Origin of the sequence: Chryseobacterium sp. NFX27, from assembly GCF_049887855.1 — a bacterium.
Taxonomy (GTDB): Bacteria; Bacteroidota; Bacteroidia; order Flavobacteriales; family Weeksellaceae; genus Chryseobacterium.
Genome location: NZ_JAGEKK010000004.1, coordinates 165,622 through 180,590 on the forward strand (window position 1 = coordinate 165,622; position 14,969 = coordinate 180,590).

The 14,969-nt window shown below is 37.1% G+C and carries 15 protein-coding genes; 7 read left to right on the forward strand and 8 right to left on the reverse strand.

The genetic code is table 11. The features are described 5' to 3' along the window. Positions 1-144: 144 nt before the first annotated feature. From J4Q03_RS06350 to J4Q03_RS06375, 6 genes are all read left to right on the forward strand, one after another. Positions 145-699, forward strand: coding sequence for a phosphoribosyltransferase (locus J4Q03_RS06350; RefSeq protein WP_223558909.1), 555 nt, complete (start codon positions 145-147; stop codon positions 697-699). Positions 700-825: 126 nt separating this feature from the next. Next, positions 826-1,404, forward strand: a complete 579-nt coding sequence (locus J4Q03_RS06355; protein ID WP_426047368.1) for an adenylate kinase — start codon at positions 826-828, stop codon at positions 1,402-1,404. Positions 1,405-1,471: 67 nt separating this feature from the next. Beyond that, the gene (obgE, locus tag J4Q03_RS06360; protein WP_426047369.1) at positions 1,472-2,455 is read left to right on the forward strand and encodes a GTPase ObgE; all 984 of its coding nucleotides are present in this window, start codon (positions 1,472-1,474) and stop codon (positions 2,453-2,455) included. A gap of 3 nt (positions 2,456-2,458) precedes the next feature. Continuing rightward, entirely contained in the window at positions 2,459-3,253 is a 795-nt protein-coding gene (locus tag J4Q03_RS06365; protein WP_426047370.1) for a hypothetical protein, read from the forward strand. A gap of 67 nt (positions 3,254-3,320) precedes the next feature. Then, positions 3,321-3,809, forward strand: coding sequence for a DUF6438 domain-containing protein (locus J4Q03_RS06370; protein WP_426047371.1), 489 nt, complete (start codon positions 3,321-3,323; stop codon positions 3,807-3,809). A gap of 87 nt (positions 3,810-3,896) precedes the next feature. Next, entirely contained in the window at positions 3,897-5,192 is a 1,296-nt protein-coding gene (locus tag J4Q03_RS06375) for a DEAD/DEAH box helicase (protein WP_426047372.1), read from the forward strand. Positions 5,193-5,342: 150 nt separating this feature from the next. Here J4Q03_RS06375 and J4Q03_RS06380 read toward each other — a convergent pair whose 3' ends face one another. From J4Q03_RS06380 to J4Q03_RS06410, 7 genes are all read right to left on the reverse strand, one after another. Beyond that, positions 5,343-6,113: a TatD family hydrolase gene (locus J4Q03_RS06380; protein ID WP_426047373.1), complete on the reverse strand. Its 771-nt coding sequence runs from the start codon at positions 6,111-6,113 to the stop codon at positions 5,343-5,345. A 4-nt stretch (positions 6,114-6,117) separates the two neighbouring features. Beyond that, complete coding sequence (locus J4Q03_RS06385; protein WP_426047374.1) at positions 6,118-6,645, reverse strand: DUF4269 domain-containing protein; 528 nt, start codon at positions 6,643-6,645, stop codon at positions 6,118-6,120. Continuing rightward, on the reverse strand, positions 6,638-7,597 hold the full coding sequence (locus J4Q03_RS06390) for a GSCFA domain-containing protein (RefSeq protein ID WP_426047375.1): 960 nt from the start codon (positions 7,595-7,597) through the stop codon (positions 6,638-6,640). The genes J4Q03_RS06385 and J4Q03_RS06390 overlap by 8 nt, the downstream gene beginning before the upstream one ends. An 86-nt stretch (positions 7,598-7,683) precedes the next feature. Then, complete coding sequence (locus J4Q03_RS06395) at positions 7,684-8,655, reverse strand: polyprenyl synthetase family protein (protein ID WP_426047376.1); 972 nt, start codon at positions 8,653-8,655, stop codon at positions 7,684-7,686. A gap of 101 nt (positions 8,656-8,756) precedes the next feature. Beyond that, positions 8,757-9,899, reverse strand: coding sequence for an anion permease (locus J4Q03_RS06400; RefSeq protein ID WP_426047377.1), 1,143 nt, complete (start codon positions 9,897-9,899; stop codon positions 8,757-8,759). Between the two features lie 19 nt (positions 9,900-9,918). Further along, positions 9,919-10,557 carry a DUF47 domain-containing protein gene (locus J4Q03_RS06405; protein ID WP_116013646.1) on the reverse strand — a complete coding sequence of 213 codons (639 nt, stop codon included), beginning with the start codon at positions 10,555-10,557 and terminating at the stop codon, positions 9,919-9,921. Between the two features lie 149 nt (positions 10,558-10,706). Further along, positions 10,707-12,416 carry a DEAD/DEAH box helicase gene (locus tag J4Q03_RS06410; RefSeq protein WP_426047378.1) on the reverse strand — a complete coding sequence of 570 codons (1,710 nt, stop codon included), beginning with the start codon at positions 12,414-12,416 and terminating at the stop codon, positions 10,707-10,709. 502 nt (positions 12,417-12,918) lie between these two features. Here J4Q03_RS06410 and J4Q03_RS06415 point away from each other — a divergent pair. Then, positions 12,919-13,581, forward strand: a complete 663-nt coding sequence (locus J4Q03_RS06415) for a DUF2461 domain-containing protein (RefSeq protein WP_426047379.1) — start codon at positions 12,919-12,921, stop codon at positions 13,579-13,581. 246 nt (positions 13,582-13,827) lie between these two features. Here the strand turns inward: J4Q03_RS06415 and J4Q03_RS06420 are convergent, their stop codons facing one another. Beyond that, the gene (locus J4Q03_RS06420) at positions 13,828-14,886 is read right to left on the reverse strand and encodes a diphosphomevalonate/mevalonate 3,5-bisphosphate decarboxylase family protein (RefSeq protein WP_426047380.1); all 1,059 of its coding nucleotides are present in this window, start codon (positions 14,884-14,886) and stop codon (positions 13,828-13,830) included. Positions 14,887-14,969: the final 83 nt, after the last annotated feature.

The window sequence follows — 14,969 nt, forward strand, 5'->3', positions numbered from 1 at the left end:
CAGAATTATTGGGTATAAATACATACTTTTAAGCTGTATTATTTCAATATAATCTTTTTAAGTTACATGTTTATTAAATCCATAATAAAAGTAGAAAAGATTTTAATCAAAAATCCGTAACTTTGCCGACTACTAAAAATTTTTATGGAAAGCATTAAAGTTCACGACAAAACTTTCGTTCCTTATCTGAAGGACGCCGAAATTCAGGAAATTGTAAAAGAAACAGCGTTAAGGATTTATGAAGATTACAAAGACGAGGTTCCTGTTTTCATCGGGGTTCTGAACGGGGTGATCATGTTCTTCTCAGATCTTTTAAAATACTATCCGGGCGAATGCGAAATTGCTTTCATCCAGATGAGTTCGTATGCAGGAACAGAATCTACGGGGATTGTTTACCAGAAAATGGAGCTTACTAAAGACGTGAAAGACCGTCACATTATTCTTGTAGAAGATATTGTAGATACAGGAAACACGGTTGAGAGTCTTTTCAAATATTTTACGGAAACACAGCGTCCGAAATCTGTAAAGCTGGCTTCATTTTTATTAAAGCCTGATGTGTACAAAAAAGATTTCAAGCTGGATTATATCGGAAAAGAGATTCCAAATAAATTTGTCCTTGGTTATGGTCTTGATTATGATGAGTTAGGAAGAAACCTTTCGAATCTGTATCAACTGGAAGAGGGACAGATCAACCATTAATTACTGCTACTAGCTTTTGGCTATTAGCCATTAGCTTTAAATATTAAAATCGAAATAAAGTAAATATTAACTAAAAAAGCTAAAGGCTGAAAGCTTAGTGCCGGAAGCTGCAAGCGAATCAACATTATGATAAACATTGTTCTGTTCGGCCCTCCAGGAAGTGGAAAAGGAACACAAGCTCAAAACCTGATCGAAAAATTCAATTTAAAACAGATTTCAACAGGCGACCTTTTCAGATATAACATGAAAAATGATACTGAGCTTGGAAAACTGGCTAAGTCTTATATTGATAAGGGAGAACTGGTTCCGGATCAGGTAACAACGGATATGCTGATCGATGAGCTCAGAAAGCCTACCGATACCAACGGATTTATCTTTGACGGCTACCCAAGAACGACTGCCCAGACGGAAGCTTTGGAAAGAATTGTAGCAGAGGAACTGAACGACAAGATTGATATCTGTCTTTCATTAGTGGTAGAAGACAAAACGTTGGTGGAAAGACTTCTGAAGAGAGGGGAAACCAGCGGAAGATCTGACGACAGCAATGTGGAGATCATTGAAAACAGAATTAAAGAATATTATACTAAAACAGCGGAAGTTGCCGAACTTTACAAACAACAGGGAAAATATGTTGAAGTAAACGGCGTAGGAGAAATTGACGAAATTTCCCAAAAACTTTTCGCTGAAGTCGAAAAAATTAAATAATCGGGACAGGAATTACAGAATTTGGAAAATTCGGATTCTGTAATTCAAAACCCGCAACACAAACTATATGTCTAACTTTGTAGATTACGTAAAGATCCATTGTAAAAGCGGACACGGAGGTGCTGGTTCTGCCCACCTTCGCCGTGAAAAATATATTCCTAAAGGTGGTCCGGATGGAGGCGACGGAGGTCGTGGCGGACACGTCATCATGAGAGGAAATACTCAGGAATGGACTTTACTTCCACTTCGATACACCCGTCACATAAAAGCTGACCGTGGTGAAAACGGAGCGAAAAACCAGCTCACCGGTGCTGATGGTGATGATATTTATATCGATGTTCCGATCGGGACTATCGCTAAAAATGAAGAAGGCGAAATTATCGGCGAAATCCTTGAAGACAAGCAGGAAATTATCTTGATGCAGGGAGGAAAAGGAGGAAAAGGAAACGAACATTTCAAATCTTCCACCAACCAGACTCCAAGATATGCACAGCCCGGAATGGACGGCGAGGAAGGTTTTGTTGTTTTCGAGCTTAAAATTTTGGCTGATGTAGGTTTAGTTGGTTTTCCAAATGCCGGAAAATCTACCCTTCTTGCATCCGTATCTGCTGCAAAGCCTAAGATCGCAAATTATGCATTTACAACCCTGACACCCAATCTGGGTATTGTGGATTACAGAAATTACAAATCATTTGTAATGGCTGATATTCCGGGGATCATTGAAGGCGCTGCTGAAGGAAAAGGTCTGGGACACAGATTCTTAAGACATATTGAAAGAAATTCCATCTTATTATTCTTAATTCCGGCTGACTCTGAAAGTCATTTCCAGGAGTTTAAAATTCTGGAAAATGAATTAACGGAATACAATCCTGAACTTTTGGATAAAGATTTTATCATTTCTATTTCAAAATCCGATCTTCTGGATGATGAGCTGAAAAAAGAGATTTCTGCTGAATTTCCTGAAAACAGAAAGCCGTTATTTTTCTCCGGTGTTACGGGAGAAGGCCTTGTAGAACTGAAAGACGCTGTCTGGAAAAAACTTCACGGATAAAAGATGATACACTCATTGAAGAAAATAACAGCACCCGCTGTTATTTTTGTTTCATTTCTGCTGCCTGCCCTGGCTTATGCTCAGGACAGCTTTTCATTCATGGAAACATCCAAACAGGATGATCCGGCTCCTTTCAGTCATAAGGCGTTCTTCAAGTATGAATTCAATAAAAGGTTAAAGTATAAATTTACTTACGACAATAAAACGGCAGATCATGGTACAAATAATGAGGTGAGTGATATCATTGAATACTATATAAATGAAACGGATCTTTCTGTCCTGTATTTTAACAACAGCAGAAATGGGGTTATTTATAATTTAAGCAAAAAAACTAATCCTGTACTTCCTGTTTCGATCAGGGATGAGAGTAAAGAGATCAAACCCGGAAATTTTGATTATTTCACTGGCGACATTGCCTTGGAGTCGGAAATTGCTGAAATCAGGAAAAGGAAAAAGGTAAAAGCCGATCAGATTTTAGAACTGGTTGAAAAGAAAGCTGAAAATAACCTGATCCACTATAAATATAATCTTATCCGTAATAATAAGGGAAAAACAAATCTGGGAATCATTGAGTTGGATATAACCAACAGTGACCAGGATTTCAACAACAATATCCTCTATGCTATGGAACCTTTGTTCTTCAAAAATAAAATAATGTTTGACAAAGGCGAAATAAAAAACTATTCCCATTACAGCTCTGCAAAAAAGAGGACAAAGCATTATGAATCAATGAATAATGACTCTGTACTTTTAAGATTATCATTCACCAAAGGCTGCTGTGTTTCATCTCTGGAATAGCTTCTACACGGAGACTCTTCTGTATTTGGAATAATTATTGAAATAAAACCAGAAAAAATCATCCGCGATGAAATATATACTAAGTTTCTGTGCATTTATATTTTTATTATCCTGCACAACCCGGAAAACAGATTCCAAATATGCTAAAATTGAATATCAAGCGGGAGCATGTTTCGGATCCTGCCCTATTTTCACGATGACCATCAATCCGGACAGGACTGCCATCCTGGAAGCGGAGCATTTTAATTTCTCGAAAGATTTTTCGAAAGGTGAATTTTCAAAACCGCGCGAAGGAACTTTTAAAGGGGTGATTAAAGAAGCAGATTATAATAAATTGGTTAGCTTACTGAATGGTCTTGATATAAAAAACCTGAAAGATCAGTACGGAACAAAAAATATTACGGATCTGTCGACATCTTATTTGCGAATTAATTTTACGGACGGAACTTCCAAAAACGTAGAAGACTACGGCAAAAGAGGAACTGAAAAACTGAGAGAAGTGTATATGTTCATCGAAGAACTGAGACACAATCAACAATGGATAAAAGTAAAATAATCCGTTTAAAAATATTTAGACTACCTTTGCATCGTATAATTCCTTCACATTGAGGGAATTTTATTTTAAATTTAAAAAACAGTTCATTTGAATTTTACAGACCTAAACTTAATAGAACCTATTGCAAAAGCAATTGAGGAACAGGGATATACTAATCCCACGCCCATTCAGGAAAGATCTATCCCTGAAATCTTAAAAGGCAGCGACTTTTTAGGATGTGCACAGACAGGAACAGGAAAGACAGCGGCGTTTGCCATTCCTATTCTTCAGAATTTATCAAAAAACAAGACCAAAAATAATCATATAAAAGCCCTGATCTTAACGCCGACAAGAGAACTTGCCATACAGATCGAGGAAAATATTAATGCATACGGAAAATACCTTCCGCTAAAACAGCTCGTAATTTTCGGAGGTGTAAAGCAGGGAAATCAGGAGGCCGCTTTAAGAAAAGGGATCGACATCCTGGTAGCCACTCCCGGCAGACTTCTGGATTTTATCGCTCAGGGTATTATCAGCTTAAAGAACATTGAGATTTTTGTTCTTGATGAAGCAGACAGAATGCTTGATATGGGTTTTGTACATGATGTAAAAAGAGTGATCAAACTTCTTCCGCAAAGAAGACAGACTTTATTCTTTTCAGCAACAATGCCTTCTGAAATCCAGAAACTGGCAGATTCTATCCTGAATAATCCGGTGAAAGTAGAAGTAACTCCGGTTTCTTCCACTGCAGAAACAATCAAGCAGTCGGTTTATTTTGTTGAAAAAGACAACAAGCTAAATCTTCTTTCCCATATTTTAGAGAACGATATTGCAGATTCTGTATTGGTATTTTCGAGAACGAAACACGGTGCCGATAAAATAGCAAGGAAACTGCAGAAAGATAATATCTCAGCAGAGGCTATTCACGGGAATAAATCACAAAATGCAAGGCAGAACGCCCTGAATAATTTTAAGTCCGGAAAAACAAGGATTCTGGTCGCCACAGACATTGCTGCAAGAGGTATTGATATTGATGAACTTAAATATGTAATCAACTTCGAACTTTCCGATGTTTCTGAAACGTATGTTCACAGGATCGGAAGAACGGGAAGAGCGGGAGCTGAAGGGTCATCGATTTCTTTTGTAGACAGTCTTGACCTTTTAAATTTAAGAAATACGGAGAAACTGATCGGAAAGAAAATTCCTGTAGTAAAAGATCATCCTTTCCATACTGATACCCTGGTAGCGCAGAAAAGGGATTCTAATAACAAGCCTATGGCAGCCGGTGGTGATAGAAGACCTCCGAGGTCACCAAAGCCGCAGAATAATAACAATAAGCCTGCAGGCAGCACTCCAACAAGCTTCAAGAAGCCTAAGAATAAAAATTTCACCAGAAAAAAATAATATCAAAGCCCTTTTCAACGAAAGGGCTTTTTTTATAGAGTGGCTTGTTCTGAAAAAAAAGGCCGGGAATTGATACCCTTTTCAAGGTTTAAAACCCTTGACAAGGGTAACCGCAAAATAGCAGAATGAATCCATCACAACCAATCAACTCTATTCTTTTACCCCAAATAGTTGTTGTGCATTTTCCGTAGTTATCCTATCAATTTCAGAGAAATCCTTCCCATAGATATTTACCAGCTTTCCGGCTACGAGCTCCAGGTAAGAGCTTTCATTTCTTTTTCCTCTGTGCGGAACCGGAGCCAGATAAGGGGAATCTGTTTCCAGGACGATCTTATCCAGGGGAATTTCATTCAGAAACTGGTCTATTTTCCCGTTTTTGAATGTAACCACTCCCCCTATTCCTAGCATAAAATTCAGATCTATCGCACGTTTGGCCTGATCCAGGTCTCCCGAAAAGCAGTGAAAAATTCCACGAAGCTTAGGGTGTTTTTTTCTTTCCAGGACTTCGAACGTTTCATCGAAGCTTTCTCTTGTATGGATCACGATAGGAAGATCCTTTTCTATAGCCCAGTCGATTTGCTGTTCAAAAGCTTTAATCTGGATATCCAGCGTTGTTTTATCCCAGTAAAGGTCGATCCCGATCTCTCCTATCGCCGGAAAATCTTTCTCTTCCAGATAATTTTTAACGATATCCAGTTCTTTTTCCCAGGACTCAGGCTTTACATAGCATGGATGAAGTCCCATCATGGAAATAATCTGTCCTGGATATTCGGATTCCAGCTGCAGCATCTTTTCATGGGATTCCGAATCAATGGCAGGAAGATAAAATTTTGTGATTCCTTTGTCTACAGCTCTCTGGATAGCTTCTTTTCGGTCTTCGTCAAATTCTTCAGCGTATAAATGGGTATGTGTATCAATCATTTCTTTAAAATTTTAACAGATCTTGATAAGGATTTTCTAAGCCCATCAGTAAACCGAAAGCCGGCTCAGTTTTGATTCCCTGTTTCTTAAGTTCTATTATTTTATATTTAAAATCTTCTCCTTTTTCTTTTAATATTTTGTATTTGGCAAGCATATGCAGGTAAGCATTCTGTTCAAGTGAAGGTTTATTCTGTCCGAAAATTTCTATTGGAAATTCTTCAAGCATAAAGTTCAGAACGATACTTTTTTCTCCGTCAATAATGATATTTTCAACTTTTACATCAGTATTTCCCGGTATTAATCTGCTTATGGTGATATCATCTAAAAAATCTTCTTCAAATTTAAGATCTACTTCACAAATGATATCCAGATCACTGTTTTCAATATCAATTTCAATCGGTATTGTTCCGGCAAGAACTGGAGAATAGGGTTTCAATTTCTCAAAGACCTGATATTTCTCAAGAACTTCATAGGCTCTTTTCTGCCTTTCATTTCCGGATTTCAAATAACTGAGATTCGTGAAATCAATCATTTATAAAAATTTTATGCCTTACTTTTTCCCTCTGGGCTTCAATTCTGCGATTCAACTTTTCTCTAAACTCAATATATTTCGGATCCTTTTCATCATCAGTTCTGTGTTCCAGTGCTTTATTGATCTTAAAATTCTCTTTGATAAAACTTTTTGTCTCATCTGAAAAATAGGCTTCCCCGAATTTATCGAAGATGTAATTAACAGCCTGTGATGTCGGATGGATCATATCTTCCTTATAAAAACGGTAATCACGCAGATCATCCATGAGTATTTCATAAACGGGCAGATAATAGCAGTTTTCCAGTTGTAAAAGTGCTTCATGAACCGCCGTGATCAGTTTGGATTTACTGAGCTGATTCTCCATCATTCCATCCTTGGTATGGCGTACAGGTGATACCGTAAAAAGAATCTGCACATCATCCCTGCAGATATCTTTCAGGTTTAAAACCGTATTATAAATGGAGTCTGTAAGTTCCTGATGGGAAAGCAGCCGTTTTTCAAAAAACTTCTGAGGAATCTTGTGACAGTTGGCAGCCAGCTTTTTCTTCGGGATAAATTCATAGATAAATGAAGTTCCATACGTAATGATCACCCAATCTGTTTCCTGCAGAAACCTGTTGCCTACTTCTATTCCGGCATTTATTCTGTCCAGAGTTTGGTGAACATATCTTCTGTCGAAGCTGCTGTGATGATCCAGAGAAATAAATTCGTCATTAAAAGTAATCAGCTCATCTTCTGTATAAAACTCCGAATCATGGAGTCTTTTAACGGCATTACTGATCGAAAACGGATTAAAAATAGTTCCAAACGGATTATTAACTGTCTGTAGCTGTCCCTGCCCCAGTAAATCGGTCATTTCTGAAGCAAAGCACGAACCTATTGAAAATATTTTATCTTCAATCTCAATCTTTTTTTCTGATTCCGGGATGTCAACTTCAGTTCTGAATTTCATTAGTAAGGGATTAGGGATTAGAAATCAGGGTTTAGGAAACTGCAATAAATAACTAATCCCTATGCCTTAATTCCTGCTACCTTTATTTAACTTTCTCTTCTCAACAGATAATTAGCCAGTTCTATGAAAGGTTTTTTCTTTTCTTCAGGAATGTTGATCTTCTCCAGGTAGCTCTGCCCTATTTCATTGTGCTTTTCGATCAGGCGCAATGCTTTCTCATCTACTTTGGTTCTTCTGAAGATCTTTTCCACTCCATATACTTTATCAATATTATCGGTTTTCTTACCATACCAATGATCCAGCTCTCTTCTTTCTTCCTCTGTTGCATGTTCTCTGGCTAAAAGATAAAGCACCGTTTTTTTATTTTCATAAATATCTCCGGCATGCTTTTTACCAAACTGAGCCTGGTCTCCGAATACATCAAGATAATCATCCATAATCTGGAAAGCAATTCCGATATGTTTTCCGAAATTGAATATCGCTTTGGCATCTTTAAAATTAGCTTTTGCAATAAGCGCTCCTATTTCAAAGGAAGATGCACTCAGAACTCCTGTTTTATAAGTAATCATTCTGATGTAATCATCATATGTTACATTCTCCTGGGTTTCAAAATTGATATCGTATTGCTGTCCTTCACACAGCAGAAGTCCTGTATGGGTAAAGATCCTGACACATGCCTTGAAAATTTCAGGCTCAAGGTCTTCGAAAAACTTATAAGCTTTCAGCATCAGCCCGTCTCCGGAAAGGATCCCAACATTGATTCCGTGAAGAGTATGGATCGTAGGTTTATTTCTTCTTAAAGGAGCCTCATCCATAATATCGTCATGGATAAGGGTGAAATTATGGAAAAATTCAATGGCCAGTGCAGGTTTTATTGCTTGTTTAAGATCTCCCCCGAACAGGTCGCAGGCCATCAGTACCATAATAGGACGAAGACGCTTTCCGCCATGGGAAATGATGTAGTTCATCGGGTCATAGAGTTCTGCAGGCTTGTCTTTAAAAGTATACTTAGTGATGGCTTCAGCAACAATCTGCTGGTATCTGTCTAAAAATTCCATAAATTTAATAGTTTAAACAAAAATACAATTTTTCAAGGCTTTATAAAACAAAAAACTTTGCCCGAGGGACAAAGTTTATATGATGCATCTGAATTTTTAAATTAAGTCAGAAATGTTACTATAAGGTACGTAATTCCTGCAACAATTGCTGAAATAGGGATCGTAAGTACCCAAGCCCAGAGAAGGCTTACTGTGATTCCCCATCTTACAGCAGAAACTCTTTTTGTTAATCCAACACCGATGATAGAACCTGTGATCGTATGCGTGGTAGATACAGGTATACCAAAGTGATCCGTGATAAATAATGTGATTGCTCCTGCAGTTTCTGCACTTACCCCTTCAAGAGAAGTTACTTTTGTGATTTTAGTTCCCATCGTTTTGATGATCTTCCATCCTCCGCTCATGGTTCCTAAACCAATAGCAAGGAAAGAAACTAAAGGAACCCAAAGGTAGTGCTGGGCAAAATAGTCAAAACGGCCCGCTGAAGGAATGCTCAGGTATACAGGATCCTGCAGCATCTCAACATGGTAGTAGATCAGCGCTGCCCCGATGATCCCCATTACTTTCTGGGCATCATTCAGACCGTGTCCTAAGCTGAATAAAGCTGAAGAAGCCAGCTGTAATCTTTTGAAAGACTGATCTGCCTTATGCGGATTTGACTTTTTGTACAGGTGAACAATAATTAACGTAATAATGATTGAAATAATCATCCCTATTACCGGTGCCATAAAAATGAACAGGAAGATAGGAATTACTTTCTCAAATTTTACAACACTCTGTGTCGTTACCTGATGAAGAGCATGCTTGCATGTCTCGAAGAAGCCTAAATCCGGTTGTGCTGCTGCCACATCATGATAATCCAGCATGAATGCGTTCATCAACGCTGCTCCTAAAAAGCCACCAATTAAGGTATGTGATGATGAGGAAGGAATTCCAAACCACCACGTTAAAAGGTTCCATGCAATAGCGGCAACAAGACCTGAAAATATAACTTCAAGGTTGATAAAATTCTCATTAACGGTTTTGGCAATGGTATTACCAATTTTAAATTCACCAATAATATAGGCTGCAATAAAAAATGCTGCGAAGTTCCAGAGCGCTGCCCAAAGTACAGCCTGAAAAGGAGTTAAAACCTTTGTAGAAACAATGGTTGCAATTGAGTTGGCTGCATCATGAAAACCATTAATATAGTCGAAAATTAAAGCCAAAGCAATAATAACCGTAAGTAAAATCGGAAATTCCATTTCTGTAAGTTATAATTGTTTAAGCGTATTTAATCATGATGTTCTCAATCGTGTTGGCAACATCTTCTGCTTTGTCAGTTACTATTTCAAGATAATTAAGTACAGATGAAACTTTGATAATGTTAATGGCATCATTAGTTTCAAAAAGATCTACCATTGAGTTGGAAAGCAGGTCATCTGCAATGTTTTCAATAGAGTTCACTTTGATACATGCTTCTTTTACCTGGTCCATATTCTTAAAGCCTTTAAGGTTTTTCATAGCATTCTGAATCTCAAGACAAGCCTTGTGGATCAATAATGAAAAATCTGAATAAGCCTTCATTTCAGGCGATTTGTATAGGAAGATGTATTTTGTGGAAGCATAGATGTAATCAGCGATATCATCAAGGCCGGTTGCCAGGGTGTGAATATCTTCACGGTCGAACGGCGTAATGAAGTTTTTTCCTAATTCAACAAAGATCTCATGGGTAAGTTCATCGTTTTTATGCTCATAGTCACTCATTCTTTTTAACATGGTATCATCGTTAAGATCGAAATCTTTGATGCCGTGATTAAAGTCTTCAGACATTGCAACTAGGTTCTCCGTTACTTTTTCAAAAAGCACAAAGAAGATTTTATCTTTTGGTTGAAAAGCGTGGAAAATATTACCAATTCCCATTTTTATGTATTTATAATTTGAGTGCAAATTTCCTAAAAAAGGATTTGCCCTGAAACAATATAACATTAAGTTTTGTTAACATTAGGTTAACACCTGATTATCAAATAAAAAAACCGGCTAAAAGCCGGTTTAATATATCTTGAGATGCCTTAGTTTGCTACTTCAGCTCTCATTTCTTTTCCTTTAAATTTCATTGAAGGAATATTACTCATTACATTTTCCTGGAATGATTTTTCCACTTCAAAGAAAGAGAATTTCTCCAGGATTTCAATATCACCGATTTCTGCTCTTTTTTTGCTTTTTCCGGCTGTCGCTTTATTGATGATATCTAATACATCAAGCTTTTTCAACTGATCTTTTTTTCCAAGGTTGAAGAAGAATCTCACCATGTTTTCATCCTTTCTTCTAGGTTTTCCTCCACGGTCTCTGCCATCTCTGCTTCCTCGGGTGTCACGATCTCCACGGTCTCTTCCTCTGTCCCTGTCTCTGTCACGTCCTCTGTCTCTTCTTGAGTAATCATCATCTCTGGTGCTCAGTTTCTGTTCAACAAGGTCGTGCTTATCTTTGTAGTACAACGCAAGATCTTTCAACTGGAACTGTAACAATTTATGAACAAGTTCTTCTTTAGTGAAAGCGCTTAGATCAGGAATTAAACTGTCGTTAAATTCAAAGATATCTTCTTCGTGCTCTGTAAATAATTTTTCGAAAACTCCTCCAACCTGAGCTTTGATAATATCATCACCCGTTGGAATAAATTTCTCTACAATATCAATCTTTGTTGTAGATTTGATCTGCTTTAATTTTCTGCTTTCTTCAGGCTTAATTAAAGAAATTGAAATACCGTCTTTTCCTGCTCTACCGGTTCTTCCGCTTCTGTGAACGAATACTTCCGGATCATCAGGTAAAGAATAATGGATAACGTGTGTTAAAGAGTTTACATCCAATCCTCTTGCGGCAACGTCAGTCGCTACAAGGATATCAATGTTTTTCAGTCTGAATTTCTTCATTACCGTATCTCTCTGCGCCTGGGAAAGATCCCCGTGAAGAGCATCCGCTGCATAACCATTCTGCATTAAGAAATCTGCCACTTCCTGAGTTTCCATTCTTGTTCTGCAGAAAAGAATAGAATACTGGTTAGGGTTTGCATCAATTAATCTCTTAAGAGCTTCTTTTTTCTGACGGTAACCTACCACATAATATTCATGCTTAATGTTCTTTTTAACCTCGTTAATAGAACCTACAGAAATACGGTGCGGGTTGGTAAGATAATTTTTAGAAATTCTCTCCACTTCTTTGTTCATCGTTGCCGAGAATAAGAAAGTCTGCTTTGTGTCCGGTGTTTCACTTAAAATTGTTTCCAACTCATCTTTGAAACCCATAGAAAGCATTTCATCAGCTTCGTCTAAAACTAACCAATGAATGGCAGAAAAATCAAGTGCTTTTCTGTTGATAAGGTCGATTACTCTTCCTGGAGTACCCACAATAATTTGCGGTTTGTCCTTTAAAGAGCGAATCTGATCCATAATACTGCTTCCACCGTAAACCGCTGTGGTTTTGATGTCTTTCATGTACTTGGAATAATTTTTTATGTCTTTAGAAATCTGAAGACATAATTCCCGTGTCGGACAAAGGACCAAAAATTGGATTTTGCGACTCGTTTCGTCAATCATATCCAAAATCGGAAGCGAAAACGCTGCTGTTTTGCCTGTCCCTGTCTGCGCAAGTGCGATCAAATCGCGAATATCTGAAAGAATGAAAGGGATAGTCTGTTTTTGGATTTCTGTCGGGCTTTCGTAACCCAGTTCGCCAACTGCCTTAAGGATATCAGGACTTAAATTGGACTCCGTAAATAAATTCATTAAATATTTTAAAATTTTTGCAAAGATACAACAAATATTTGATTTGTTTTTGAATAAAGTTTTAAATATGTAATCTTTAATTCAGAATCCTTTAATATTTTGTTATTTTTTTAAAAATTAAATCCAAAAAAACACGGCCTACGTTAAAAACATGTTAAACATTATTTTTTTTTATTAAATTGGATTGATTTTTTCGGTATTATTTATGAATTTTTAAAAATAACATGATTCATGGTAAATTTTTCTTTACAAACCTCTTTATTTCCGATCCAGATGATTTCCCTTAACCGTCATAGTTTTTAGATATTTATTGCTTAATCACTAAGTATAATTTTATTCTACATCCTGCTATTTTTTTAAATTATATTTATTTATTTTAACTGCAATAATTGCCTGCTTTTATTTTAAAGCATGGGCTGCATTCTTTAATTTTGCCAGCATAAGTTTATTTTTTAACTTGGTTTAAATAAATCCAACAGCGCAATCATCTAAACATTAAAACATGAATATTATAAAACCGGAAACCCTGACTTTTCTAAGAGGTCTTACTGTTAATAATAACCGTGAATGGTTTAATGAAAATAAAGCTGTTTATACGGCAGCACAGGAAAATGTTATTGCCTTTCTGGAGGGACTGATCAAAGAAATGTCCGGTTTTGATGAGGAATTAGGAAAAATTGACGGCAAAAAATCACTATTCAGAATTTACAGAGACACCCGATTCTCAAAAGACAAATCACCTTACAAAACCAATTTCGGAGCATCTCTCGGCATGGGTAAAGGAAGTCAGAAAGGAGGTTATTACCTTCATATGGAACCTGGAAAATCTTTTCTGGCGGGTGGTATCTATATGCCGGAATCTTCCGTTCTGAAGGAAGTGAGGAAAGAAATCTCATTGTACGGCGACGATTTCCTTAAAATCATTAACCAAAAAGACTTCAAAAAGCATTTTCCGGAACTCGATCAGGACGATAAGCTGAAAAAAGTTCCTCAGGGATTTGAAAAAGAAGATCCCATGGGTGAATATCTGAAATTAAAGAATTTTATTGTGATTTATTATCTTAAAGACGAAGAAATTCTGGATAAAAATGCCATAAAAAACATGACTAAGATCTTTAAGCTTATGAAGCCTTTCAATGATTTCTTGAATGCACCTTTTCAGTAAAATTTTGATTAACATTTTTTGCGTAAAAAACTGCATATTTTTTAACGCAAAGGTTATTTTTTAAGCTGGTAATTTTAAGGTTGCAAAGGCGGAATCAATTGCATTGATTCAATGAAGCTAAGGCTTATATTAAAGAATCTGCCTGACCTGCTAAATCTGCGAGTGAAAAATATCTCGCAGATTTAGCAGATTAAGCAGATTTTCTTTATTCTTTATTCTTTATTCTTTATTCTTTATTCTTTATTCTTAAAACTTCATTACATCTTTCACGACTCCATTTTTCTGGGTATGCTGTAGTAATTCTGTTTCGATAAATGCTTTAATTGTGTCTTCAGATCCGCTGTTCGGGAACAGTAGGTGAACATTGGCTCCTGCATCCAGTGTGAAGAATAACGGAAGACCTGTTTCCTTTCTAAAATCCCAAATTTTATTGATCACTTCCAGGGTTCCGGTTTTCATGAGAATAAAAGCAGGATCACTCATCATCATCATGGCGTGAAGGGTAAGTGCCTCGTGCTCCACCAATGTGATGAACCGTTCCATATCTCCGCTTTTAAGAATTTCCTTCATCGGAACAAAATTGTCCCTTGCTTCCTGAAATCTTCTTTCAGCATAAGGATTAGTGTTCATCAAACCATGTCCTACAGTTGAGGAAACACTTTTCTGACCTTCATGAATCAACAGCACCCAGTCGTTGAAGTTTTTAAATACATCATGAATTTCTGCATCAGGATATTTTACTGCAAACAGGTCTGAACTTCCTTCTACCTCATCTGATGTCCCCCAGACTACCAGTCCATTGTACAGGCTTCTGCATGCGCTTCCGCTGCCTAGTCTCGCTAAAAATGACGCTTTTCTTAATGATTCATCTTCGGATTGGTTTCCTGAAAATTCCGTATCCAGTTTCATCAGACATTGGGCTATAGCCCCGAATCCAGAAGCAGAGCTCGCAATTCCGGAACTGTGGGGAAAGGTATTTTCTGTTCTGATGATATATTTTCCTTTCAGGATCCAGGGAAGATACTCCTCAATCTTTTTGAAATATTTTTCTATTTTTTCAGCAAATTTCACTTCTTCATTTCCTGACAGGAAAGTCTGTACAGAGAAAGTTTCATCCGCCAGAAACTCCATGGAAGTATTGGTCTTACAATGATTCAAGGTGTAGCTGATACTCGGGTTCGCAGGAACCTGATTATCATATTTGCCCCAGTATTTAATGAGGGCAATATTGGATGGACAGCTTTCTGAAACTGTCCGGGTATGGATGGTAAAATTTTGTTTTCCCAGAAATTCTTGTGTTGTCATAGTCTGATTTCAAAATAATAAAACTCTTTATTTAACCACAAAAGGCACAAAAGAATCTTAACACTTTAGTTATTTTTAGATTA